Origin of the sequence: Algoriphagus sp. PAP.12 (assembly GCF_026652115.1) — a bacterium.
GTDB lineage: Bacteria > Bacteroidota > Bacteroidia > Cytophagales > Cyclobacteriaceae > Algoriphagus.
Genome location: NZ_JAPPSQ010000014.1, coordinates 83,657 through 107,612, shown reverse-complemented (window position 1 = coordinate 107,612; position 23,956 = coordinate 83,657). Strand labels below are relative to the sequence as shown.

Annotated in this window: 24 protein-coding genes and 1 riboswitch; of the genes, 8 read left to right on the top strand and 16 right to left on the bottom strand. The window is 39.8% G+C overall.

The features are described 5' to 3' along the window. Window positions 1-239 precede the first annotated feature (239 nt). From O0V13_RS16080 to O0V13_RS16070, 3 genes are all read left to right on the top strand, one after another. Window positions 240-1,640, top strand: a complete 1,401-nt coding sequence (locus tag O0V13_RS16080) for a methylmalonyl-CoA mutase family protein (protein ID WP_268035990.1) — start codon at window positions 240-242, stop codon at window positions 1,638-1,640. Then, window positions 1,637-3,757, top strand: coding sequence for a methylmalonyl-CoA mutase (scpA, locus tag O0V13_RS16075; protein WP_268035989.1), 2,121 nt, complete (start codon window positions 1,637-1,639; stop codon window positions 3,755-3,757). Before O0V13_RS16080 ends, scpA begins: the two co-directional genes overlap by 4 nt. 75 nt (window positions 3,758-3,832) lie before the next feature. Then, the gene (locus tag O0V13_RS16070) at window positions 3,833-5,716 is read left to right on the top strand and encodes a TIGR00341 family protein (protein ID WP_268035988.1); all 1,884 of its coding nucleotides are present in this window, start codon (window positions 3,833-3,835) and stop codon (window positions 5,714-5,716) included. Here O0V13_RS16070 and O0V13_RS16065 read toward each other — a convergent pair whose 3' ends face one another. The 12 genes from O0V13_RS16065 to O0V13_RS16010 all read right to left on the bottom strand — a co-directional run bounded on the left by O0V13_RS16065 (window position 5,717) and on the right by O0V13_RS16010 (window position 16,243). Then, window positions 5,717-6,019, bottom strand: a complete 303-nt coding sequence (locus O0V13_RS16065) for an AtuA-related protein (RefSeq protein WP_268035987.1) — start codon at window positions 6,017-6,019, stop codon at window positions 5,717-5,719. Beyond that, window positions 6,016-7,338, bottom strand: coding sequence for an acyclic terpene utilization AtuA family protein (locus tag O0V13_RS16060; RefSeq protein ID WP_268035986.1), 1,323 nt, complete (start codon window positions 7,336-7,338; stop codon window positions 6,016-6,018). The genes O0V13_RS16065 and O0V13_RS16060 overlap by 4 nt, the downstream gene beginning before the upstream one ends. Window position 7,339: 1 nt before the next feature. Next, entirely contained in the window at window positions 7,340-8,626 is a 1,287-nt protein-coding gene (locus O0V13_RS16055) for a CitMHS family transporter (RefSeq protein WP_268035985.1), read from the bottom strand. Between the two features lie 3 nt (window positions 8,627-8,629). Then, complete coding sequence (locus tag O0V13_RS16050) at window positions 8,630-10,165, bottom strand: carboxylesterase/lipase family protein (protein ID WP_268035984.1); 1,536 nt, start codon at window positions 10,163-10,165, stop codon at window positions 8,630-8,632. Between the two features lie 64 nt (window positions 10,166-10,229). Further along, window positions 10,230-10,610, bottom strand: a complete 381-nt coding sequence (locus tag O0V13_RS16045; RefSeq protein WP_268035983.1) for a hypothetical protein — start codon at window positions 10,608-10,610, stop codon at window positions 10,230-10,232. Between the two features lie 66 nt (window positions 10,611-10,676). After that, entirely contained in the window at window positions 10,677-11,120 is a 444-nt protein-coding gene (locus O0V13_RS16040; protein WP_268035982.1) for a DUF4440 domain-containing protein, read from the bottom strand. A 79-nt stretch (window positions 11,121-11,199) separates the two neighbouring features. Beyond that, on the bottom strand, window positions 11,200-11,523 hold the full coding sequence (locus O0V13_RS16035; protein ID WP_073573536.1) for a 2Fe-2S iron-sulfur cluster-binding protein: 324 nt from the start codon (window positions 11,521-11,523) through the stop codon (window positions 11,200-11,202). Between the two features lie 15 nt (window positions 11,524-11,538). Next, window positions 11,539-12,543, bottom strand: coding sequence for an NAD(P)/FAD-dependent oxidoreductase (locus tag O0V13_RS16030; RefSeq protein ID WP_268035981.1), 1,005 nt, complete (start codon window positions 12,541-12,543; stop codon window positions 11,539-11,541). 51 nt (window positions 12,544-12,594) lie between these two features. After that, entirely contained in the window at window positions 12,595-13,044 is a 450-nt protein-coding gene (locus O0V13_RS16025; protein ID WP_268035980.1) for a MarR family winged helix-turn-helix transcriptional regulator, read from the bottom strand. Window positions 13,045-13,142: 98 nt separating this feature from the next. Continuing rightward, window positions 13,143-14,117, bottom strand: a complete 975-nt coding sequence (locus O0V13_RS16020) for an ABC transporter ATP-binding protein (RefSeq protein WP_268035979.1) — start codon at window positions 14,115-14,117, stop codon at window positions 13,143-13,145. 1 nt (window position 14,118) lies between these two features. Then, on the bottom strand, window positions 14,119-15,144 hold the full coding sequence (locus O0V13_RS16015) for an iron ABC transporter permease (RefSeq protein ID WP_268035978.1): 1,026 nt from the start codon (window positions 15,142-15,144) through the stop codon (window positions 14,119-14,121). After that, a complete protein-coding gene (locus tag O0V13_RS16010) occupies window positions 15,134-16,243 on the bottom strand; it encodes an ABC transporter substrate-binding protein (RefSeq protein ID WP_268035977.1) in 1,110 nt (369 codons plus the stop codon). Before O0V13_RS16010 ends, O0V13_RS16015 begins: the two co-directional genes overlap by 11 nt. A 135-nt stretch (window positions 16,244-16,378) precedes the next feature. After that, window positions 16,379-16,617: riboswitch (cobalamin riboswitch) on the top strand. 105 nt (window positions 16,618-16,722) lie between these two features. Here O0V13_RS16010 and O0V13_RS16005 point away from each other — a divergent pair. Beyond that, window positions 16,723-18,573 carry a TonB-dependent receptor gene (locus O0V13_RS16005; protein WP_268035976.1) on the top strand — a complete coding sequence of 617 codons (1,851 nt, stop codon included), beginning with the start codon at window positions 16,723-16,725 and terminating at the stop codon, window positions 18,571-18,573. Next, window positions 18,570-19,622, top strand: coding sequence for a DUF5074 domain-containing protein (locus tag O0V13_RS16000; protein WP_268035975.1), 1,053 nt, complete (start codon window positions 18,570-18,572; stop codon window positions 19,620-19,622). The genes O0V13_RS16005 and O0V13_RS16000 overlap by 4 nt, the downstream gene beginning before the upstream one ends. Window positions 19,623-19,708: 86 nt before the next feature. Here O0V13_RS16000 and O0V13_RS15995 read toward each other — a convergent pair whose 3' ends face one another. From O0V13_RS15995 to O0V13_RS15985, 3 genes are read right to left on the bottom strand one after another with little or no spacing between them, the layout of a single operon-like run. After that, a complete protein-coding gene (locus tag O0V13_RS15995) occupies window positions 19,709-20,437 on the bottom strand; it encodes a DUF4163 domain-containing protein (RefSeq protein ID WP_268035974.1) in 729 nt (242 codons plus the stop codon). Then, window positions 20,434-21,420, bottom strand: a complete 987-nt coding sequence (meaB, locus tag O0V13_RS15990; protein ID WP_268035973.1) for a methylmalonyl Co-A mutase-associated GTPase MeaB — start codon at window positions 21,418-21,420, stop codon at window positions 20,434-20,436. The genes O0V13_RS15995 and meaB overlap by 4 nt, the downstream gene beginning before the upstream one ends. Then, entirely contained in the window at window positions 21,417-21,824 is a 408-nt protein-coding gene (locus O0V13_RS15985) for a hypothetical protein (RefSeq protein WP_268035972.1), read from the bottom strand. Before O0V13_RS15985 ends, meaB begins: the two co-directional genes overlap by 4 nt. A gap of 51 nt (window positions 21,825-21,875) precedes the next feature. Here O0V13_RS15985 and O0V13_RS15980 point away from each other — a divergent pair, with 51 nt between their 5' ends. The 3 genes from O0V13_RS15980 to O0V13_RS15970 are packed head-to-tail and all read left to right on the top strand — an operon-like array spanning window position 21,876 to window position 23,499. Then, on the top strand, window positions 21,876-22,412 hold the full coding sequence (locus O0V13_RS15980) for a CopD family protein (RefSeq protein WP_268035971.1): 537 nt from the start codon (window positions 21,876-21,878) through the stop codon (window positions 22,410-22,412). Window positions 22,413-22,417: 5 nt separating this feature from the next. Continuing rightward, window positions 22,418-23,047 (top strand): SCO family protein, encoded by a 630-nt coding sequence (locus O0V13_RS15975; RefSeq protein WP_268035970.1) that lies wholly within the window; start codon window positions 22,418-22,420, stop codon window positions 23,045-23,047. Next, window positions 23,047-23,499: a c-type cytochrome gene (locus O0V13_RS15970; RefSeq protein ID WP_268035969.1), complete on the top strand. Its 453-nt coding sequence runs from the start codon at window positions 23,047-23,049 to the stop codon at window positions 23,497-23,499. The genes O0V13_RS15975 and O0V13_RS15970 overlap by 1 nt, the downstream gene beginning before the upstream one ends. On the opposite strand, the gene O0V13_RS15965 is transcribed toward O0V13_RS15970, so the two are convergent. Then, window positions 23,496-23,918 carry a hypothetical protein gene (locus tag O0V13_RS15965; protein ID WP_268035968.1) on the bottom strand — a complete coding sequence of 141 codons (423 nt, stop codon included), beginning with the start codon at window positions 23,916-23,918 and terminating at the stop codon, window positions 23,496-23,498. The two genes, O0V13_RS15970 and O0V13_RS15965, sit on opposite strands and share 4 nt — an antisense overlap. Window positions 23,919-23,956 lie beyond the last annotated feature (38 nt).

Below are 23,956 nucleotides of genomic sequence, written 5' to 3'. Positions count from 1 at the left end.
AGTGAAAAATTAAGCAGGATTGAAAAGTTTTAAATTTTTCTTCTTGAATAGATTCTCTTCTTTAAAATCTTTAGTAAACAATGTACTAATCTCCCGAATTATTCTTCACTCGCATGCTTTAAAAACAGAACTTTATTCAAAACTTTCAATTTCCAAAAAGGTAGCGGTTTGAATTTCAATTCTTTATTTTTAGAAAATATTCAGTTCATTCATGAGACTGAAACTTGACTACCCAAAATATGACTGAAAAAAACTTTTATCCATTCAAAACCACTTCGAAGATTGATTGGAAATCCCAAATTGAAAAGGACCTTAAAGGCAAGGACTTCAACCAAACATTGGTAAAAACCATTTGGAACGAAATACTGCAACAGCCTTTTTATTCCTCAGAAGATTTAAAAGAAAAGCCAATTCAAAACCGGTTTTCTCCACCTGCAGAGACCCCAGGTTTATCTCCTAGGACATGGTCTACCACAGTTTCAATTAGTCCATACAACGACAAAATTGAAAACAAAGAAATCTTAGCCGCACTTGAAAATGGAGCGGATGCAATAGTTCTGGAATTGGACCGTGACCCAAATTGGAACGAGTTATTAAAGGATGTATTGTTACCATATATACATATATATATCAAGCCTCTTCAAAATGCAGGAGTAATTTTGCTTTCTTTCTCAAAGTTCATTCAGCAAATGGACCTTAATCAATCAGATCTTCATGGAGGATTTATTTGGTCTCCCACCGGTGACCTTTTAGAATCTAATGGAGATTTTGCAAAGAAAATCTCACTTACTCAACAAGTCATCATAGACTGGAAAGAATACCCTTCCTTCTTCCCCATTTGTATAGAGTTTTCCAAATACAGAAACAGCGGAGGAACAGGAATTCAAGAACTCACCTTTGGCTTCGGCGAAATCATAGAAATAGTATCTTCTTTAACCGAATTGGGAATTGATGCCAAAACCTGCTTTGACAACATAATGATACACTCCTCTATAGCAGAAGAGTTTTTCCTTGAAATCGCAAAGTTAAAATCCCTTAGAAACTTATTTTCGTCGCTTGCCAAACAATTTGATGTAGAAACATCTCCTGAAAACCTCCATCTTATTTCCTCTACTGCAACTTGGAGTCACTCATTTTTAGATAAAAACTCAAACCTGATTCGTCAAACTTATGAAGCCATGGCAGGTGTTATTGGAGGCTCGAATTCCATTTGGGTTATTCCTACAGAAGGTAAAATTGCAGATACGCTCGAAAAAAGGATTGCTAAAAATATTTCTTTGATACTGAAAGAAGAATCCTATCTAGACAAAGTAATGGACCCAAGTTCGGGATCCTACTACTTAGAGACCTTGGAAGCTGAAATTTGCGCAAAAGTCCAGTCAAATATTACAAGTCTTGAATCAAAAGGTGGTTGGTTGAAGTCTTTCCAAACAAGAGAACTCCAAAAATCTATCAGGGAGACAAGAATCCTTATTCAAAACCAAATATTGAATAAGGTGCTAGTCAAAGTTGGAGCTAATAAATATCAGCCATCCAAAAAATTAGAAAACAACTTAGAAATTCAGGATTTCCAGGAGAAAGAATTCCAATTACGCCCAACTAGAGCTAGTTTTTCACTTGAAAAATCCCTTGCCCAATGAGACCTGATTTTAAAAATTGGAAATATCACAATTCTGAAAAGGCAAATCAATCCACTCAAAGCTGGGATTCGCCTGAGCAAATACAAATACCTGATTCATTCAATGAAAAGGAAATCCTGAAGTTGCCTCATCTAAATTTTGCAGCGGGGATCCCTCCTTATTTAAGAGGACCTTACAGCACTATGTATGCAATTAGACCTTGGACCATTCGCCAATATGCAGGTTTTTCAACCGCAGAAGAGTCTAATTCTTTTTATAGAAGAAACTTAGCTGCTGGTCAAAAAGGACTATCCGTAGCATTTGACTTAGCGACGCACAGAGGATATGATTCGGATCATCCCCGAGTAGTAGGTGATGTCGGAAAAGCTGGTGTCGCTATCGATACGGTTGAGGATATGAAGGTCCTTTTCGACCAGATTCCATTGGATCAAATGTCGGTTTCCATGACTATGAACGGAGCAGTGATCCCTGTTATGGCATTCTTCATTGTCGCTGCTGAGGAACAAGGAGTGAAGCCGGAACAATTGAGTGGAACTATCCAAAATGACATCTTGAAGGAATTCATGGTTCGGAATACGTATATCTACCCTCCACAGCCATCCATGAAAATAATCGCGGATATTTTTGAATACACATCCAAGTTTATGCCCAAATTCAACTCTATTTCTATTTCTGGATATCACATGCAGGAAGCTGGAGCAACGGCAGATTTGGAATTGGCTTACACCTTGGCGGATGGATTGGAATATCTCAGAACAGGAATCAAAGCGGGATTGGACATAGACGATTTTGCACCTAGACTTTCATTCTTTTGGGCAATTGGGATGAACTATTTCATGGAAATAGCCAAACTGAGAGCAGGAAGGCTTCTTTGGGCTAAAATTGTCAAACAATTTAATCCCAAAAACGATAAATCCCTTGCCTTAAGAACGCATAGCCAGACTTCCGGCTGGTCTTTGACCGAGCAAGATCCTTTTAATAATGTCACTAGAACAGCTATAGAGGCTATGGCCGCTGCAATGGGTGGAACCCAATCCCTCCACACGAATTCCTTGGATGAAGCCATTGCTTTACCAACTGACTTTTCGGCAAGAATCGCTAGAAACACTCAGCTAATCCTTCAGAATGAAACAGGAATCACAGAGGTTGTCGATCCTTGGGGAGGGTCCTATTATGTGGAATATTTGACAGACCAATTGGTTGAAAGAGCTTGGACATTGATTGAGGAGGTTGAACAAATGGGCGGAATGGCCAAAGCCAATGAAGCAGGACTTCCAAAGCTTAGAATCGAAGAAGCAGCCGCAAAAAAACAAGCAAGAATTGATAGTGGAAAGGATATAATCGTCGGAGTCAATAGATATCAAATCGATGAGAAATCGGACATAGAGCTTTTGGAAGTGGATAATGACTCGGTAAGGAAATCTCAAATCGATCGAATCAACGATGTCAAATCAAAAAGGAATTCCAAAGAGGTGGAAAAATCTTTAGAACGAATTACCGAATGTGCAGAATCGGGCGAAAGTAACCTGTTGGAACTTGCAGTAGATGCAGCTAGAAAAAGGGCTACCTTAGGAGAGATTTCTTTAGCTATGGAAAAGGCCTATGGGAGACATCAAGCACAGACAAAATCTATCTCTGGAGTTTATGCAGCAGAAGTGAAAAATCAGGATTCATTCAAAAAAGCAATTCAACTTTCCGATCAATTTGAAGAAATGGAAGGAAGAAGACCCCGCATCATGGTCGCCAAAATGGGGCAAGATGGACATGATCGAGGCGCGAAAGTAATTGCAACAGGCTTTGCAGATTTGGGTTTTGATGTAGATATCGGCCCACTATTCCAAACACCAGAGGAAGTTGCAATGCAGGCAATTGAAAATGACGTTCATTTGGTAGGAGCTTCATCATTGGCGGCAGGACATAAAACACTCGTTCCTCAATTGATCAATGAATTGAAGAAATTGGGAAGACCTGACATCATGGTGGTTGCGGGCGGAGTTATTCCTCCCAAAGATTACCAGTTCCTCTATGACAAAGGAGTAGCGGCTGTATTTGGACCAGGAACTGTCCTTTCGGAAGCTGCCATTGAGATTTTAGAAAAACTCCTCAAGGAAGAATAATCACAAAAAACACCCGAATTACACCGGGTGTTTTCTATTTTAGTACATACCTAATTTATTCTTTGATTTTGGCACATGGATAGTTATACTCTTATTTTTGACCCAAACCTTGAGAAGGAAGATAAAGACGCATTTTTCGAAAAATTGGATCCTGCTCCAAATCAAAAAATTCCTTTCAACGACCTTTCTCTTTCGGACTATTCTTCTGAAGACGATTTATTGCTTTGGATCAATGATCAGCAAGGACAAGAGCTTATCCAAAAACTGGATGAAAATTCTCCGGCAATCCATTTCCTCCCCCACCCTGAATTAACCCTATTGGCGCGATCCTTTGGTGTTCCAAATTCAAAAGAGGCAGCTTTTATAGCATTCAAAGAGCAGGAAAAAACACCTCCATACGATCTCCTTTCTATCAATGACCAACTTTGTCTCAATTCCTTGGTTATTGGTGAGTCTCTTTCTGTTTTGTATGATTCTATCCAAAAAGGCTTTTTCAAAAATATTGCAGATCGGTTTTCAAGATTCAAAAAGCTTTTTCAAAAAGTAAAACTTCGAAAGTACAAGATCACCTATGGAGATGATGAAAGCGCCAAAACTCTTGAAATAGCCGCTATGGGAATTCTGGCCGTTTCACATTGTGAAAGCAACCTTATTTTCAAAAGAGTCATCAAGGACTCCGGACTCAATGAAGGGCTATTGCATGTCATCATTCTAGCACCTAAAAGTCTTTTTTCGATCATTCAGTTTGGAATGCAAAACTTATTCTTCCCGGTCAAAGGGAGTGCTATACCTGACTTTTTGAGTTACATCTCCACAAAAAAACTAACAATCGAAAGTGAGGAAGAATTTGGCTATGCCCTTGATGGAAAAGAAGAAAAATCCAATCAGTTGGAACTTGAGATCCGGTCTGAAAAAGTGAAAATCCAGACTTATTTCGAGTCTACAAAAGAAAATGAGTCTCAAAAAAAGGAGCTAAATCTAAAAGCCCTACCAACGGGGAAATTACGGGAGGAATTGACCCGAGGGTATCTACCCTGGGTAAGACATGCCACCTATGATGAGTTCAAAGAGCTGTTTACTCTTCTCAGACAAAACTCCCAGACCACTTCCAATTACCTGGTCTTAATGGCTCTTTCTACCCTTATTGCCACCTTTGGTCTATTTGCGAATTCTACTCCAGTCGTGATTGGAGCGATGATTTTGGCTCCATTAATGGCACCGATTATTTCTTTAGCCATGGGTGCATTACGACAAGATGGATTATTAGTAAAAAATAGCCTAATCACAATTTTCTGGGGAGTTCTGATAGGTTTGATATTTGCAATGCTGATTACTCTGATAACTCCTTTACATTCCATGAACTCGGAAATTCAATCCCGGATAAGACCCAATTTATTGGATCTGGGAATAGCAATAGTTTCGGGAGTAGCAGGAGCCTTTGCATATTCCAAAGAAGAGATTGCCAAAACTCTTGCGGGTGTAGCTATATCCGTTGCATTGGTTCCTCCATTGGCTGTAGCTGGAATCGGATTGGGATGGGGAGATTGGAATGTATTCTGGGGAGCTTTTCTTCTTTTGGGAACCAACCTTGCCGGAATTGTAATGGCAGCATCCTTAACTTTCCTTTTATTGGGATTCAGCCCATTTCAATTGGCAAAAAAAGGTCTGCTGATCAGTGTGGGAATTCTTGTATTGGTGACAGCACCTTTGATTTTCAGCTTTAGAAATATGGTTTTGGAAAACAGATTGATTCAAGAACTGGGAGGAAAAGAAATTCCACATGGTTTAATGCGGGATGTCAAAGTAATCGGACTGAACCCCGTCAGACTCTCTGTGACCATACTATCCAAAAAGCCTTTGGATGAGAATGATTTTAGGGAAATCAAAAAAGAAATCGAAGACGTAATTCAACAGCCTACAGAATTGGAATTAACACTTGGAGTGGAGGTTTTTGATTAATCAGATTTCTAATTCAAGAAGGGCATAGCTCAGACTTTTCCCATGCGCATCCAAAGCCAAAGAAGTAGTCACACCGCCTGCCAATGCATCAGTACAGGTAAATTGCATGACCTTCAAATCAGGTAAAACATATCTGGTAACAGTCCCCTTGACTTGATTCTTCAAATGATTTTTCACCAGGTCTGCTGAAACTTTCTCGACCAGCAAATCAAAATCATTTGAATCGAAAGGAATTAAAGACAAGATCAAAATATTTCCTTTGTCACCTGCTCTGCTATGTGCTATTTCTGCTAACTTTTTCATGCGGAAAACAATTGAATACCTGGTTTAACTTGATCCCTTTCTAACAATGTTGAAATCACTCCTACGACTTGTTCTACATATTTTCTTGCCCCTCCACCACCGGCTGGTCCGTTGGTATACAAAGCTTCTACTTCCTCTCCAATTTCCTGTGCCAAAGAAAGGGAATCACACATTCCTGTTACCCGAAGCCTGACTTCATAAGGTTGAGATTCCTTGGAAAATTCAGATGGATGCAATGAATTCATTCCAATCAAATCAATCTTGAGATTTTGAATCTTATCCTTCAATCTCAATCGCATGATTTCGGCCGCCAACTCTCCTCTCTCTACTGCATGAGCTCCCGCATAGGAAATTTCGCCAGTCCCACGAAAACCTGCTTCATATCCAACACTCACCTTGTAAGTTTCCGGTTTTGAATTACCCCCTCCCCCTTTTATTTGAATTTGATTTTTTGAAATCTCTTCGATTTTAACCGAAGAAAAATCTGCAATCACATCAGGAGTGAAGTAATGAAACGGATCCAGGACTTCATATAATAATTGCTCTTTGGTAGTCTGAGGGGTAATGGCCCCTCCGGTACCTTCTACTTTTGAAATGACACCATGTCCATCCTTAAAAACATCCACAAATGGATGTCCCAAAATATGCATATCAGGGATTGGTTTGCTTATTGGATCCGCAAAATAGCCTCCAGTAATTTGACCTGCACATTCCAACAAATGTCCTAAGACCGTACCTTTTCCCATTTTTTCAAAATCATCGACCTCCCATCCAAATTCATAAATCATAGGAGCCAAAAACAAAGAGGGATCTGCCACTCTTCCGGTAATTATAATATCGACATCAGTCGCCAATGCAGGTAAAATCGCCTCGACACCCAAATAAGCATTTGCTGACACCAATTTACCATATGAATAGATGGGTATATCATTTTCAAGAGAATACTCATCTCCAGATAAAAAGGAAAAAACGTCATCTCCAAAAACTGCAGCAACCTTTACCTTCAAACCTTGTTCTTTCGCTAATTCAATGATTTTCTTTGCACCAGCTATGGGGTTGGCTGCTCCCATGTTGGTTATTAAACGAGTTTTGTTTTTCAATAAAAGAGGCAACAAACCCGAGATTCTTTTTTCCAAAAGAACATCATATCCTAAATCGGGATTTTGAAGTTTACGCTTTTGCGCCAAAGCAATTGTTCTTTCTGCTAGGCATTCTAAAATGAGATAATCTAAATCCCCTTTTTCAGTCAAAATCAATGCGGGTTCAATTCTGTCCCCAGAAAATCCTGCTCCACAACCAATTCTTATTTTCTCTTTCATATCATACCCTGATCACACCAATCAAAACAGAAACAAAAAGCATCACCAAAGTCACCAAAAAAGCCAAAGGAATGGTCTTTTTCTGATGATCACCCAAATCCACTCCTGCCAATCCAATCAGCAAATAAGTAGATCCAGTTAATGGACTAACTGGAAAGCCCGTTGTCATCTGACCTAATATAGCTGCTTGACCAGCCTCTATTCCACTAACTTGGAAAGATTCAGCAGTTGAAGCTAAAAGCGGCAAAATCCCGAAATAAAAAGAATCCGGATCAAAAACCAAACTCGCCGGCATTGCCAAAATCCCAGTCAATAAAGGTAATTGTCTACCCAGAAATTCAGGAATTATAGTTTGGATTCCTGAAGCCATGGCATCCATCATTCCACTCCCTTTTAAAATCCCCGTAAAACAGCCAGCGGCAAATAAAATACTCGCCATTAACAAGGCTTCTTTCGCGTGAGCATCCACTCTTTCTTTTTGATCTGAAACTTTTGGGAAATTAATCAGCAAAGCCAATCCAAAGGCTATCATAAACACCACATAAGGAGGAGCCCAAGACATCACGATGGTTAGAATTGCGAGCAAAATCAAAGCTATATTGATCCAAAATCTCCAAAGAGGAAGCTTCACCTTTTGATCAGTATTTCCCTCTTGAACCCTACTTAATTCAACAGAAGGAATTGTATCTATTTCTTTTTTCCCTAAGTAAAAAGCGATACCAAACACTGTTACCAAACCAACCAAAAAAGGGATCAATAAAGGATTGAATAACTCAGTGACTGTAACATCCAAAGCAGAAGCAGCTCTAATTGTTGGGCCTCCCCAAGGCAAAATATTCATTGTACCTGCGGAAAGTGCTACAATACTCGCAAGTGTCAACCTGTTCATCCCTATTTGGTCATAAATGGGAAGTAAAGCAGGAATTACTACCAAGAATGTAACTGCACCAGAACCATCCAAATGAACCATCATGGCCAGAGCAGCTGTAGCAAGAGCAATTTTCACCGGATCATTTCCTGCCAGTTTTAAAAGTCTTGAAATAATAGGCTGAAAAGTTCCGGCATCCATTAATACCCCAAAAAATAAAATTGCAAAAACAAACATGACGCCTGTCGGAGCTATACTTATCAAACCGCTGGAGATCATAGATGGTAATTCTTCGAATTTCCCAGCTAAAATTCCAGCTAAAACCGGCACCAGAATCAAAGCCACCACTGCTGAGGTCTTTTTTGAAATGATCAAAAAAAGTAGAATAGCAATGGTCAAAACGCCTAATAAACCCAACATTGTTTATTGAATTGTGCTTTCCAAGAATCTAATCTGGGAACTGTGAGGCAGAGGAATTGCCAAAACTTCTTCTCCTAACTCGATCACCATGGGGTCTTCAGGATTGAAAATAGGCCATTCTGGCATTCCTTCCCCATTTGGATTCCCCGTTTTTACAAAATTCACCCAATAAGTGGACATCTTCTCTTCCAAATCATAATCCGCTTGTTCAAAAGGCCTATTCCAATTCTTGAGAGTATGAAGTGCATAGGCAAATTCTGCCGAGTGAAAGGCACCGTAATTAGGTTCTCCTGGAGGAACACGGGTGAAATAATACAAATATGCAGAACTGGAGCCTTTCTGTGTCTGAAGCTTGGCCCAGCTGTAGTTTTGCATTCCAAACATCAGTTCGGATAATAAATTTTGAGATTCTTTTAGCTGGACTTCATCATCAGCAGGAAACAATTCCAAAAATTCACCTGCTCTTCCACCATATTCTTTGATTGCATTTTTTTCAAATTCTTCAGGATTTTTGGATGGATCCGTCCGTACCAAATCATCCGCATTCCATCCTGTCAACAATGGAACATCAGAATAATTACCAGATTCAATTGCCTCTTTAACTGAAGGCAAAACAACTCCATCTACTACAGGGGAAAACCTAGCCTGAATTTTAAGCAGGCTGTCAGCAGGTAAATTTCTTAAGCCCTCAATAGATGTATATCCCAGATCTGACAAAACTTTTTGGTTGTGCTCTTCAGAACTTTTCAACCCTCCTACCAATCCAGAGCCACGATTTACCATGGCCCCACTTTCTGCAATTGCCTTATTGAAGTATCCTTTTGCCAAAGGCGATACTACCAATGCATTGATGCTAAATGCCCCCGCAGATTGACCAGCAATGGTTACATTTTCAGGATCACCTCCAAAAGCAGCAATGTTTTCATTCACCCATTTCAAGGCTGCAATCTGATCTAAAATCCCATAATTACCAGAAACTCCTTCTGTGTTTTCATCACTTAATTCCGGATGTGCCAAAAAACCAAAAATCCCTAATCGATAATTAATGGTCACCACGATGATCCCCTTTTTGGCCAAGGCTTCTCCATCATATAAAGGAACAGTACCTGAACCAGAGACAAAGCCACCCCCATGAACCCAAACCAAAACAGGAATTTTCTCATCCTTTTCTGTAGCTGGAGTCCAAACATTCAAATACAAACCATCTTCAGAGATTGGCTCTTTTGGAATCAAAAACTCCTCTGACCAAGCAAAAAATGGAACTGGAGCCCCCTGCATTAATGAAGCGGGATTTTCTGTGGTTTCCAAAACACCTTCCCATGGGATTACAGGTTGGGGAGCTTTCCACCTCAACTCACCTAAGGGTGGTGCGGCAAATGGAATTCCTTTGAATATTTTGATGGAATCTTCCTCGGAATAATATCCTGAAATCTTTCCTCCAGTGACGGAAACTTCCTCTATATGAAGTGATTGGTCAGGATTTTTTTCCGAGCAGGCAAAAGCAAAAACAAGAAATAAACAGGCTAAAAGGGTTTTCATAGGATAAGGGAATATCCTTCCAATAAAACCAAAAAAATAATTGTTTCAAAACGAAACAATAACCTTAATCATACTGAAATACAGGCTTCCCGGCCTCACATACCACCGAACTAGGTGGGCTTACATACATACAGTCTGAAAATCTTTCATTTTTTGCATTATCCTCCGCTTGAAGCTTGTTGTAAGTCTTCACTTTTTCCAAAAACTTAGCCTCATCAATCGAAGAAGAATAGGCAATATATTTCCAAGGTCCACCGCAAGGCTTACTTCCCAATGCCACAAACTTCCATTCCGAGGAATTTGTACAGGATTTTGATTCGGATAGCTCTTGGATTTCTCCATAGAGAATTTCTAGCTCTTCCAAGGTGTAATCTTTGGAAGCAGACTCAAAAATCTGGCAGGAGGAAACTACCATAAGCAAAAATAAAATGTAAATGTATCTCATAAGAATAGCTTAAAAACTATTCTCAATACGCTATTGTTCACCGAATTGATACATTCTTTAGAAAAATTAATTTCCGGGATCCATATTTCTAATTGCCGAGATTTTCCAGGTCTTTTTCGAGAAAACAACCACAAAACTGCTCCAAAGTTTTCTCTGATCTCCATTCGGTGCCGAAATCAAATAGCGACAATCCACAACCGCTATTTCATCGGATAAAAATTTGATTTTCTCGACTTCCAATGAACGTCCACCAGGATTGGAACTGGAGCTTGCCATCATTCCCTCAATGGCCTCATTGATACCATTTCTCCATTCCCCATTCGAAACCAATTGATCCACATTTTCCGTAAGGATGGATTTTAAAAGTTCATAATCTTTCGTTTCCCTCGCTTTTGAATAGGTATGAATCAACTGATTGATCTTCAATGAACTTTCTTTTTGCACATCAGATATTTGAGCAAAGACAAAGGCAGGAAGAAAAAATAAGAGAGAGAGAAATAAAGCTTTCATAAGGAAATGATTGACATGTTTCTTGAAAATAAAAAAAACCACCCTTTTGAGGTGGTTTTCAACTATAAATCTTTTTGACTTAGACGACGTCTTCTCCTCTTAGCTTCACTACTGCTCCTTCCAAAATATCTCCGATACGGATTTGGCAAGCCAATCTTGAAGTTGGATAGTATTCTGGAAGATTTTCCAATTGGTCCAATTCTACATCTGTAGCTTCTCCCAATTCGTCTTTTCCTTCCAAAATCTCCACATGGCAGGTAGCGCAAAGAGCCATCCCTCCACAAGTTGCCAAAACAGGATATTCTGAAGCTTTCAAAATTTCCATTAGGCTGAAGCCCATATCGTCAGGAGCTTCTATTTCTTGACGGTTACCGTCGTGATCTTCTACAGTGAAATTTACCATGATTCAAAAATAGAATTAAAATGTGTTTACTCCATTAACAGTTGTGTATTTGAAGCTCAATTTCTGATCCGGATATACATACTTGAAGGCAGAGTGCATCATGATCGCAGCTTCATGGAATCCACAAAGGATCAATTTCAATTTTCCTTCATAGGTATTGATATCTCCAATCGCGTAGATTCTTTCCACTCCAGTAGAGTAATCTCTGGTGTCTACTTCGATCGCATTTTTATCGATAGAAAGCCCCCAATCTGCAATTGGTCCCAACTTCGGACTCAAACCGAACAAAGGAATCAAATAATCTGCATCAATCTTGATTTCGGTCTTGGCTTTATCGTGAAGAGTTACGGAATTCAATACTCCGTTTCCTCCAACTTCCTTCAAATTTGCAGAAAGGATCAAGTCAATTTTACCTTGGCTGGCCAAATCAAATACTTTCGCAGCAGAATCAGGAGCTCCTCTGAAAGTTTCATTTCTATGCACCAAAGTAACTTTCTCAGCAACTTTAGAAAGGTAGATTGTCCAGTCCAAAGCAGAGTCACCTCCACCTGCCAAGACAACTTTTTTACCTCTGAAAGTCTCAGGATTCTTCACCATGTAAGTGATTCCTTTTCCTTCGAAAGTCTCCAAATTATCCAAAACCGGCTTTCTAGGCTCAAAACATCCCAAACCTCCAGCAATTACAATCACTTTGGCATGAACATGAGTCTTGTCGCTTGTTGTCACGATGTAACTTCCATCTTCTTGCTTATCCAAATGATCAACTCTTTCTCCCAAGGTAAAAGTTGGTTTGAAAGGCTTGATTTGCTCCATCAAGTTGTCAACCAAATCCTGAGCCTTTACTTCTGGATATCCTGGAATATCATAGATAGGCTTCTGAGGATAAATTTCTGAAAGCTGCCCTCCCACTTGTGGCAAAGCATCGATCAAATGACAACGCATTTTGAGCAGACCTGCTTCAAAAACTGCAAATAAGCCCACTGGGCCTGCTCCAATGATACATAAATCGGTGTGAATCATATCGAAGTTCTTTATGGGAAATCCCTGGATTTTCTATTTTAAATTTTATTCTTAATCTTCTATTACTTGGCCATCCAAATTTTGGTAGATGGTATTTAAGATTCGCTTAAACTCATCAAAATCCGTTTGATTCAGATTCTCCCAAGCTTTTTCGCGAATCTCTAATATTTGAGGACGGAGAGCAGTGACTTTTGACACCCCTGCCTCAGTCAAGTGCAATTGGAAGCTCCTTCTGTCCTGAGGATGCGGCACTCTTTCCACATAACCTTTCTTGCTTAGTAGATCAATGATCCGAGTTAAAGTAGGATGATCCTTGAAAACCAATCCTGCCAACTCGGTTTGACTTGATGGACCATTTTCTGAAAGGTTTTTCATCACCAACCATTGGTCCACCGTCACATCAAAATCCCCTGACTTGAACTGCTGCTGGGCATATTGCTTGACTTTTCTGGCAGTACGGTCCAGCAAGAAAGAATATTTTGCGAATTGCTCTTGTGTCATACAAATAATTAGTGTGACAAATATATGAAAAAAGTGATTCAATAAAGCAATTCTCTACTTTTTTGATAGGTTTTATGGATTTATAAATGAATTGATATTTATTCTCCTAAAAATAAAAAGGCTACAAATTCTTGTATCGAGCTGAATTCCAAGTCTTCATAATGAATAAAAAATGGGTTTTCTTGAATTTTTATAGCGCTTTTCACCTCAGTAATATTTGCTTTTCCCAAGGCCTTTTGAATCCAGAATGCAAGAGATTCATCTCCCTCGAAATCCAGCTTTGCCAATTTATTTTCAAGCTCTACCTTTCCCCTTTTAGAATTAAAATGGATTTTTTCTTTAGAAAAAAGAGAATCTATCAGTCCTTTTACGATCAAATCTTCGGTTAATCCAGCGATTAATTTCTTCTCTTTCCTCATAATCCAAAGTTGATCGGAGGTTTCCAGAGCAATATCCAAATCATGAGTAATCACGAGGATACTTTTGTTTTGAGACTGAGAAATGGAATGGAGTAATTCCATAATCTCAAATCGATTGACTAGGTCCAAATGAGCTGTAGGTTCATCCAAAATCATGATCGGTGCATCCTGAGCAAGAGCACGTGCAATCATAGCTTTTTGTCTTTGTCCATCTGATATTTCACTTAATCTCTCATCCTTGATTTCCAAAATCTGTGTAGAAATCAAAGCTTCTTCTACCACTTGTTTATCATGTGCGGACAAATATCCCGACCAATTCAAGTATGGAGTTCTACCCAAACTAACCAATTGGCCAACGGTCATATTTCCAGCTACAATTGGCTCTGTCAATACCACTGCGAGTAATTTGGAAAGTTCTTTAGAATTAAGTTTAGAAAGCTCCTTGCCTTCTACCAACAATTTTCCATTCCAAACAGGAATTCTCCCCATAATTGCCTTTACCAAAGTAGTTTTTCCAACTCCGTTTGCTCCTAAAAGACAGGTCAATTGCCCAGCGTACAAATCGAAATTCAATCCATGTAGAATCTCTTTCTTCGTTTCGCCTTTTTTATAACCCAGACTTAAATTCTTTCCCGAAATGACAGCTTTCTTCATGTTAAAATTCTTTACTGAAATTTCTTTTTAAAACTAAAGCAATCACAATCGGAGCACCGATCAATGAGGTAACTGCATTGATAGGAAGGCTTTGTGCAGAGCCTGGCAGTTGGCCTATAGCATCACACAAAAGCAACAAAACCGATCCACAAAGGGCTGAAGCTGGGAAAAGGATTCGATGATCCGAAGTTTTCCAAATAATTCTGGCGACATGTGGAACAGCTATCCCAACAAAAGCAATAGGTCCACAAAATGCAGTCACTGCCCCTGACATCAGACCTGTACTGATGATCATTAGCCAGCGCAATTTCACTGGACTGATCCCCATACTTGCCGCATAGGATTCTCCCAATAAAGAGGCATTGAAAGCTCGAATGGAAAAAATAACTGGAATCAAGCCCAAAAGGATAACTATAGAAAGCAAAGTAACTTGAGCCCATCCCAAGCCCCCTAAGCTACCCATGGACCAAATCGTGTATAATTTCAAAGCCTCTGCTCCTGAAAAATAGGCCAAAACAGAAATAATCGAGGAAACAGCCGCTCCAAACATGATCCCTACGATCAATAAGGTCATGCTATCTTTCACCCTCCAAGCGACCAAACTCACTAAAACCAATATCAAGCCTGCTCCCAAAGTACCCGCAACTGCAACGGCCCAAGGATTCATGGCATTGCTTGCAAAACCGAAAATGGATCCCGCTAAAATCAAAATGGCTACACCAAATCCAGCCCCAGAACTAATCCCCAAAACATAGGGTCCCGCTAATGGATTTCTAAAAAATGTCTGCATTTGAAGACCAGAAATACTCAAACCAACTCCTGCCAAAATCGCCACAAGCGCCTTGGGAAAACGGTAGTTAAGAATGATCTGTTCGTATGAATTTCTCTCCCAATTCCCTGAAAATAGGCCTTCCAAAATAGCTGAAACGGAAATAGAAACGGAGCCAAGACTCACATTCAGCAATAAGCTAAATATCAGCAACATAAATGCTCCGCCGAGCAAGATTCCATTTCTACTAATTTTCATTCAATTGATTGTAAAAATACAGCTGGTAATCAGGTAATAAGTTAGGATGTATGATCTTGATCAAATCCTTCAAAACCCAATCAGGTCTCATATATCCCAACTCAAAATACTCAAATCCGCCTTTAGGACCTTTCTTCGCAGTATATGTAAATACATTTCCTTCCTTAAATGCTTTAAAAACCTTGTATCTCGGTTCAGCCTCTCCCATTTCTTGAAGACTATTAAAATCTGCTGAGCCAATCCAAAATTTAGAATTCATGGATTGATCCAAGACATATTCATAATTCAGCTCCAGACTTCCAGTTCCTTTTTGTTCCTTGAAAATGTAGTTTCCACCTGCATTTTCAAGGATTTTAGCTCCCCAACTTTCAGATCCAGGCGCATACCAAATATCCTGATATAATACTCCCGTAAGAACAGTCGGTTTTTCAGCATCAGGAATTGATTTTACCAATTCCTCTGCCTCTAAATATGCTTTTTCCACAACCCCAAAAACAGAATCTGCTTCTTCGTATTTTCCTAAAAGCACACCTGTAAATTTGATCCACTCTGCTCTACCCAAAGGATGCTGTTCCACATACTCTCCATTGATGGGGGTTGGGATACCGGATTGATTCAACAAATCCATATTTCTCATATCCTCACCCAAAGTCGAAACCATCATCCAATCAGGCTCCATTTCAAGAATCATCTCCACATTTGCAGAGGGTGCTGACCCCAAATCTTTCACCAAATTTTGATCAATCCTCTCCCAAACTTTTTCAGAAGAAATTAAATCCAAATTTGGAAAAGCAATCATTTTTTGAGTTTCTCCCAAAAGGTCCAAATGGGGGATTTGAGTGGTCGAAGTCAAAATCACTTCTTCTACTGGAAGTTGAATCACTCCATTAAATTCTCCTTCGGGACCAGACTTTCCCTCTTCCAAAACCAAATATTTGAAACTTTGCTTAGCTCCCTTCCAAGGTTGATTCACAGTCAAGATCCAAAAACCTTCACCTTCCTGGATATCAAAACCTTGCGCATACGAAAGCGGAATATTTTCTAAAGTAAGATTTTCATTTTCAGCACTCTTTTCTGCGCATGAAAAAAGAATTATCAAAGCTAAAAGCGGGTTAAAAAATTTATTCTGGATTTTCAATATTCAATGATTTTTTCGCCCTCAAAGTAAGAACAAGATATTTCCGAATACAAAAAATCTTTTCAAACCCGATTGTTTCAAATCAAAATTGAGTCTAAGTTTGTGGCAGAAACAGGTTCCGGATTCGAAGCTTCGAGTCTTGGATTAAAAGGGAATCCGGTGTGATACCGGAGCTGTCCCCGCAACTGTAAGTCTGAATCTGTTCAGAAGAAATTTTGAGTGGAAAATGCTTTTGCCTCCCACGCCATTGAGCAATCCTGATCCAATCAGGAAAGCTTGAGAAGGCCGGCAAGAGTCAGACGAGCCAGGAGACCTGCCTGATTCTATTGATTCAGTGCTTTCGGAGGAAAAGCGATGGAGAATTGACTGGGAATCCCCATTCTGATTTCTTCCTATTTCTCTTCAAGCCCGAATCGAATTGAAAATTAATTCGATCAGGCATGATTTTGCTCGTATGGTTTATGTCGACCTTCGGTTTTCAAACTGAAGGATTGGATACTTTGTCTCTGAAGGAGGTCGAAGTGACAGCTCCTGTCTACCAACGATTTGGTCAGGGCCAAAAAGCAATCGCTTGGACTTCTGAGGATATCCAAGGATATAATAGCAGAACCCTTTCTGATCTTTTGCAAGAAACCAGTCCTATTTTCGCCCGTCAATATGGACCAGGAATGCTTTCATCACCATCATTCCGAGGCACTTCTGCGGGTCATACAGCACTTTTTTGGAATGGACTCCCCATCAACAGCCCCTCTTTGGGACAGAGTGATCTTTCCCTAATTCCAATTTTAGCAATCGATCAGGCGGATCTTCAATTCGGATCTTCAGGAGCTTTGATTGGAAATGAATCCATCGGCGGAAGCATTCAATTGAGGAGCACGGCAAAATTCTCCCTAACTCCTCATCTCCTATTTTCTCAGGAGTTTGGAAGTTTTGGAACTTATAATACGCGTATCAAAGCTGGGTTTTCTACTGAGAAATTGGCTTTTCAAACCAAAGCATATAGACTTTTTACAGAAAACAATTACCGGTTTGAAGACCTTTCCAAGCCTGGAACCCCGACAGTTGATCAAGAACACGGACAGGTCAACCAATATGGAATTGTGCAAGATCTTTCCTGGAAAACCAAAGAAAACCAGTTGCTAAACAGCTCTTTTTGGTACAATCGAGCCAACCGGGAAATTCAAGCTCCGATGGGTTCTAATACTCAAGATTTGCAGGAGGATGAAAGTTGGAAATGGTCTTTGGACTATGAGATTTTTATGCAAAAAGCATCTTGGCTTTTTAAATCCGGACTTGTACAAGATCACCTGACTTTCAATGGCAGCCTTTCTAAAACGAGGCAATTGTTCTTTGGGGCTGAATGGGATTATTCAACGAAAAACAAGTGGAAGTTTCATGCAGGAACAAGATTTTCCTTCATCAAGGGAGATTTAAGCACTTATTCCGCAACTGATCAACGAATCGAATTTTTCGAATCCATCCAATTTCTGGCAAATGAAAAGCTAACTTTCTCTTTCAATGGAAGGCATTTCGTGTACCTCGATAACTTCAAACCATTGATTCCGAGCCTGGGTTTGGACTGGAAAATTCAACAAAGTGAAGGTCAAAGTTTGACCTTGAAAGCTTCTGGAAGTATGGGATTCAAAGTGCCCACACTCAATGACCGATTTTGGAAACCCGGAGGAAACCCGGATTTACTTCCAGAGAAAAGCTGGAATGCAGAATCTGGGTTTCTTTGGCAATCCAAAAATTTAGAACAAAGCCTGACCGGGTACTGGATGGATGTGGACAATTGGATCATTTGGCTACCCAATGGTTCTGTTTGGTCCCCTCAAAACATCAGAAAAGTAAGGTCGGAAGGAATAGAATACCAAGGCAAAGCGAATTTTCAAACGGGAAAAATACACTGGAATCCACATTGGCAATACAGCTTCAACAGAGCTGTTTCGATTCAGGGAATTGCTGAAAATGATCCATCCCTCGGAAAACAACTTCCTTACACACCCCAACACCAAGCGACAGTTGGAATTGGAGGAAAGTTGAATGGTTTCTCGATTTCTTTTGCAGGGGACTATACTGGAAAAAGAAGCGTTACTGCCGACAATCCACGTATGATGGACCCTTTTACACTTTGGAACAGCCGCTTTTCTTATGAGGGCTTTTCGATCGGTAAAATCAAGATCCCGATGCAATTCCGAATCCAAAATCTTTTTGACACCAACTATCAAGTTTTATATCTCCGACCCATGCCCGGAAGATCTTATCATTTCAATTTATCAATTCAACTATGAAGTTTAGACTACTACAGTTCAGCAAGGCTTTTGCCTTAATTTTCATTCTTTTTGCCTGTACAGAAAATGCCCCTGAAATCCCGCTGGGAGAATATGATTCAGGAATTTTGATCATGAATGAAGGCTCTTTCGGCTCCAATGATGGAGAAGTTTATCACCTAAATCCCAGTACCGATGAGCTAAAAGCCAATATTTTTGAAGACGCCAATGCCAGACCATTTGCAGGATTGCTTCAAGACATGGTTTTAGAGAACGACAGGCTTTATTTAGTTGCAAACACAGGAAAAGTAGAGGTAGTAAACCCTGGAGACTTTTCCAGTTTGGGATCTGTGACTGCTGACTTGGATCAACCGCGATCTCTGACAGTCAACTCCGGCAAACTTTTTATCTCGGATTACGGACCTTACGATGCGAGTTATGCCACTCCTGAATCATACATCGCTGTGGTAAACAACACGCTGGGAGGTCAGGTTTCGACAAAGATTCCTGTTTCCAGAAAGCCTGAGGATTTGATTTCTTTCGGGAAATACGTGCTAGTTGCCGGTTCTGAAGAGGGAAAAGTTGAGGTAATCGATGCCGAAAAATCAGAATTGATCGAATCAATTGAGGTAGAAGGAAGTCCTTCTCGATTTTTTGAAGCGAACGGATCAATCTACCTATTCTCTCCAAATGGAGATGAATTGATCCTTTACAGCTTTCATATGGATAATTTCACCCTGGCTACAACGACTTCCTACCCGATTGCAAATGCCACAGGGAAGTTCGCAAAAGATGAAAATGGAGTGCTTTATATCCTAACCAGTTCCGGTTGGCCTGACTACCAAGACGGCATCGCACTTTTGGACATTTTGGGAACTGACATCGACCCTACTTGGTATGAAGGTTCAGGTTTTTATGGAATTGGGTATGATTCAGTTTTGGATGAAATCTATGTCACCAATTCGAATGGTTTCCAGGGCAATGGGACTGTGACCGTTTTGGGTGAAGACGCAACCGAAAAGAGAAGTTTTGAAGTGGGAAGAGGTCCTTCAGGATTTTTGTTTAGGTAACCATCTTTTATTAGCCTGAGCGGAGAAAAATGGCCTTCGACTCCGCTCAGGCTGACTTTTTAAGGTATTTAAGACAGCATTTTTTATTATTTCCTAACCACCCCATCTAATTCACTCAAATCAAAACTTAAATAAGTATAACCAAATACATAAGGAGCGATCTCATAAGGATTATAAATTAGCCAATACTTCCCTTCCTTAAATCCCTTTGCCTGAGCTAAAAAGAATCCTGAATCAGGAATAAAAAAGCGATCATCTTGTTCAATAGTTAAGGAGTCGGGTACATCATGATATTTTCGAAATTCTCTCCTTGCCATTTCCAAAAGCTTTGCCTGATCCAAAATCAACTCTTTATCAGTCAATAATTCGCCTGTCAAAGCATTTACATTAAGAAAGGTCTCCGTGGAATTAGGATGGGCACCTCCTGAATAGTTGGCTTCAATAAAATCGAAACTCAAAATCGAATCCGATTGATAAGTCAAATTTCCTTCGATCGTCAAAGTCCAGCCAGCAGGGTAATCAGGGAATTCCTTTGTCACTTTCTCGTATTCTGTGAGAAAATTTTCAATCTGCTCTTCTATTGATTCTTGAGGGTTGTCTGTATCTAAGTTGCCTTTTACTTTTCTGATCAAAAGATCATTGATCAACTCAGAATTGGGAAAATCAGTAACCTTGGGCCATGAAATGCTTACTTCTGCACAATTCCCACCCACGCATCTAGAAGCTTCAAGTACTTCATTTTCCAATTTCAACTCTCTTTTTGGAGCCTGACATGCTATGGCCAATCCCAAAAGTGCAACAATTAATTTTTTCATGATTTAAAAAACAATTCGGTAAGCTCACGGGCCAATTTCATGGGACTTAATTCCCCGGACAGAACTTTTTCCACTTCACTTTTCAATTTTTCCTGAACTTTGGAATCTTTATAAAATGCCTTTCCCAATTCAGATTGAATACTTTCATTCAACCAGGAAAGTCTTTGTTCAGAACGGTTCTTTTCCCAAAATCCAGAAACCTTCATTTTACCTTCAAAATCTTCCACCAACTTCCAACATTGTTCAAGTCCTTCCTTAGAAACGGAAGACCCAGTCAAAACTTGTGGAGACCAATTATTTTCCCCTAGCGGAAATAAATGAAGCGCATTTTGGTAAGAAACTTTTGCTCTTTTTGCAGCTTGGACATTGTCTCCATCCGCTTTATTGATGAATAAAGCATCAGCCATTTCCATAATGCCTTTTTTGATCCCTTGCAATTCATCACCTGCTCCAGCCAACATGAGTAATAAAAAGAAATCAACCATCCCATTGACAGCTGTCTCGGACTGTCCAACTCCGACTGTTTCAACCAAAATCACATCAAAGCCAGCTGCTTCGCAAAGCAACATCGCCTCTCTGGTTTTGGAACTCACTCCTCCAAGCGTAGATCCCGATGGACTTGGGCGAATGAAAGCTCTGGAATCAGAGGAAAGCTTTTCCATCCGAGTTTTATCCCCAAGGATACTTCCTTTGGTCTTTTGACTAGTCGGATCAACAGCCAGTACAGCAACTTTTTTTCCAAGGGATATCAAAAGACTCCCAAATGCTTCAATAAAGGTACTTTTCCCTACTCCTGGAACCCCTGTAATTCCAATTCGGATGGATTTTCCAGAGAATGGTAAAAGTTCCTGAACCAAATCCCCAGCCAAACGAATATCAGATGTCAAGTTGCTTTCTACCAATGTGATGGCCTGTGACAAAAGAACTCTATCTCCATCGAGAATTCCCTTTTTGTATTCTGCTATTGATTTACGCTTCCTCATTCAGATGATCGTGATTTAAACCTGGGTTCTCCCATAGGAGTTCTTTCAAAGCTTGCCACAACTTTTTCATCCAAACTCTGATCAAAATAAGGAGGGGTTCCAGAAAGCTCAATCGGCCCACTTACATCTTGTGAAAAGAAATAGACCAATGTCTTTCCGTATTTAGTATGAGGTTGAGATTCGGCAAATTCCTTCATCCATTTTTGATCACTGTCCAAGGCCCGAATCGCATAAATTCTTAAAACAGGCCCCGTGTTATTCTCATTCCGGAAATGGCCCAATTCTTCGTATTTCCCTTCGAAGCGCTCCATTCCAGGCTGAAAAAATGATTCTTTGCCTATATAAAACACCAATGCAACGATCACAAAGACGATAATGTAGAAAATTATTCGAGAGCTTTTCAAAAGTTTAGGGGTTAATCGATTTAGACCTTAATTTAGCCGAAAATTCTGACAATGAGTTTCGAATACGTCAAGGCACTTCATATCATTTTCGTAGTCACCTGGTTTGCAGGACTTTTTTATATCGTGCGTCTTTTCATCTATCAAACTGAATCTATGGAAAGGCCTGAGGCAGAGAGAAACATTCTAAAACCACAACTGGATTTGATGGCTTCCAGGCTCTGGTACATCATCACCTGGCCTTCTGCAGTTTTGACTTTGATCTTTGGAACTTGGGTTCTCAGCTATAGAATGGGCTTCTTGGAGCAGGGATTTATGCATGCCAAATTGGCTTTTGTAGTATTACTATATGCCTATCATCTGGGTTGTCACAAATTGTTCAAAGAAATCCAAGCTGGACGAACTCGATGGACATCTACTCAGTTAAGAATTTGGAATGAGGCCTCCACCCTATTGCTATTTGCCATTGTTTTTCTGATCGTTCTGAAAAACACGCTGAGCATGGTTTGGGGCTTAGTTGGATTGATCGGATTGGGAATTACTCTGATGATCGCCATTCGCATTTACAAGAAATATAGATCAAAATCATAATATTTATGAAAACCTGGAAGGTATTAAGCCTACTAGCCATCAGTTCTTTTGCCTTTTGGCAATGTCAACCCTCTGCCACAAAGACCGAAGAACCTTTACCTAAATTAGGAAATTGGCATGTGGAGGATTCCGGCGATACTGTTTACCATCAAATCGCCCAATTCGAATTTGTGAATCAAGTTGGGAAAACTGTCACAAATGCTGACGTGGAAGGAAAAGTCTATGTGGCTGATTTCTTTTTCACAACCTGCCCGACTATCTGTCCGATTATGAAAAAGGAAATGCTTCGCGTTTACGATGCATATCAAGACAATCCAAATTTCAAGATTTTGAGTCATTCTATTGATCCTACTTATGATACTCAAGAGGTATTGAAGGATTATGCTGAGAAATTGGGAATTGAAGATGCAAATACCTGGAACTTCTTAACTGGTGAACCTCAAAAAATCTATGAAATTGGTCAAACCAGCTACCTGACAACTGCTATGGAGGACCAAAATGAACCTGGAGGCTTTCTTCATTCAGGAGCATTTGTATTAGTCGATCAAGAAGGACATATCAGAGGTGTTTATGATGGCACCAAAGAAGATCAGGTAACGCGCTTGATCAATGACATACCTAAAATCCTCAAGTAATGCGTTGGATCCCAGCAGCTATTTTATGCCTGACTTTTGGGTTCTCATGCGCCCCAAAATCCACTAATGAGGACAATACCCTAGCTCAAATTTCTGACCCAGAAGTCATGAAATATGCGGTTGATGGGAAAAGGCTCTATGAAAATCACTGTGGAAACTGCCATCAAAATGACGGAAAGGGCTTGGGAAAATTAATCCCTCCATTGCGAGAGGCTGATTATTTCAAAGAAAGCGTTCACAGATCCATTTGGATCATGAAGCACGGCCAAAAAGGAGAGATTATAGTTAATGGACAGGTTTATAATCAAGATATGCCCGCAAGTCCACAACTTACTCCTTTGGAAATAGCTCAAATAAGCACGTATGTATTTAATATTTGGGGAATGGAAGAAGGAATTATCACCTCCTCAGATGTTGAAAAATATCTGAGAGAGCGGCCCAAAAACTATTAATTATTTAGCTCCTTTTCAGCTTTACTCAACGCGGCCTTCATTTGCTCGTTTACTTTAGTCACCTTCACCATTTGTTCCTCTAAATCTGCTTTCACCACTTCGGCAGCACGATCTCCATCTTCAGATTCATATTGATGCATCCAGTCGAACATAGCCTCATAAGCCTGATCCAGATCATAAGCCACAGCCTTCAAAGTCTGAACCTTTAAGGTATCAACGCTTCCTTCTGATTCTAATTCTTTGACTTGATCTAGAGCCTTCTTCTCCAAAGATTTCAACTTACCCATCATAGGCATTACTTCATCATGAACTCCAACTACTTCTTCTCTTAATTTTCTGTTCTCTTCCTTAAGATTTGGGCCACAGGAGTTTAGAAAAACAATCATTGTTAAAATGAAAAAGGGAATTGATCTCTTCATGATATTTGGTAATTTTTTAATAAAGGTACTATTTTTTC

Bases quoted from the DNA above. Each gene is read 5' to 3' on its own strand.
- O0V13_RS16080 (WP_268035990.1), top strand. From the start codon at position 240: ATGACTGAAAAAAACTTTTATCCATTCAAAACCACTTCGAAGATTGAT.
- scpA (WP_268035989.1), top strand. From the start codon at position 1,637: ATGAGACCTGATTTTAAAAATTGGAAATATCACAATTCTGAAAAGGCA.
- O0V13_RS16070 (WP_268035988.1), top strand. From the start codon at position 3,833: ATGGATAGTTATACTCTTATTTTTGACCCAAACCTTGAGAAGGAAGAT.
- O0V13_RS16065 (WP_268035987.1), bottom strand. From the start codon at position 6,019: ATGAAAAAGTTAGCAGAAATAGCACATAGCAGAGCAGGTGACAAAGGA.
- O0V13_RS16060 (WP_268035986.1), bottom strand. From the start codon at position 7,338: ATGAAAGAGAAAATAAGAATTGGTTGTGGAGCAGGATTTTCTGGGGAC.
- O0V13_RS16055 (WP_268035985.1), bottom strand. From the start codon at position 8,626: ATGTTGGGTTTATTAGGCGTTTTGACCATTGCTATTCTACTTTTTTTG.
- O0V13_RS16050 (WP_268035984.1), bottom strand. From the start codon at position 10,165: ATGAAAACCCTTTTAGCCTGTTTATTTCTTGTTTTTGCTTTTGCCTGC.
- O0V13_RS16045 (WP_268035983.1), bottom strand. From the start codon at position 10,610: ATGAGATACATTTACATTTTATTTTTGCTTATGGTAGTTTCCTCCTGC.
- O0V13_RS16040 (WP_268035982.1), bottom strand. From the start codon at position 11,120: ATGAAAGCTTTATTTCTCTCTCTCTTATTTTTTCTTCCTGCCTTTGTC.
- O0V13_RS16035 (WP_073573536.1), bottom strand. From the start codon at position 11,523: ATGGTAAATTTCACTGTAGAAGATCACGACGGTAACCGTCAAGAAATA.
- O0V13_RS16030 (WP_268035981.1), bottom strand. From the start codon at position 12,543: ATGATTCACACCGATTTATGTATCATTGGAGCAGGCCCAGTGGGCTTA.
- O0V13_RS16025 (WP_268035980.1), bottom strand. From the start codon at position 13,044: ATGACACAAGAGCAATTCGCAAAATATTCTTTCTTGCTGGACCGTACT.
- O0V13_RS16020 (WP_268035979.1), bottom strand. From the start codon at position 14,117: ATGAAGAAAGCTGTCATTTCGGGAAAGAATTTAAGTCTGGGTTATAAA.
- O0V13_RS16015 (WP_268035978.1), bottom strand. From the start codon at position 15,144: ATGAAAATTAGTAGAAATGGAATCTTGCTCGGCGGAGCATTTATGTTG.
- O0V13_RS16005 (WP_268035976.1), top strand. From the start codon at position 16,723: ATGATTTTGCTCGTATGGTTTATGTCGACCTTCGGTTTTCAAACTGAA.
- O0V13_RS16000 (WP_268035975.1), top strand. From the start codon at position 18,570: ATGAAGTTTAGACTACTACAGTTCAGCAAGGCTTTTGCCTTAATTTTC.
- O0V13_RS15995 (WP_268035974.1), bottom strand. From the start codon at position 20,437: ATGAAAAAATTAATTGTTGCACTTTTGGGATTGGCCATAGCATGTCAG.
- meaB (WP_268035973.1), bottom strand. From the start codon at position 21,420: ATGAGGAAGCGTAAATCAATAGCAGAATACAAAAAGGGAATTCTCGAT.
- O0V13_RS15980 (WP_268035971.1), top strand. From the start codon at position 21,876: ATGAGTTTCGAATACGTCAAGGCACTTCATATCATTTTCGTAGTCACC.
- O0V13_RS15975 (WP_268035970.1), top strand. From the start codon at position 22,418: ATGAAAACCTGGAAGGTATTAAGCCTACTAGCCATCAGTTCTTTTGCC.
- O0V13_RS15970 (WP_268035969.1), top strand. From the start codon at position 23,047: ATGCGTTGGATCCCAGCAGCTATTTTATGCCTGACTTTTGGGTTCTCA.
- O0V13_RS15965 (WP_268035968.1), bottom strand. From the start codon at position 23,918: ATGAAGAGATCAATTCCCTTTTTCATTTTAACAATGATTGTTTTTCTA.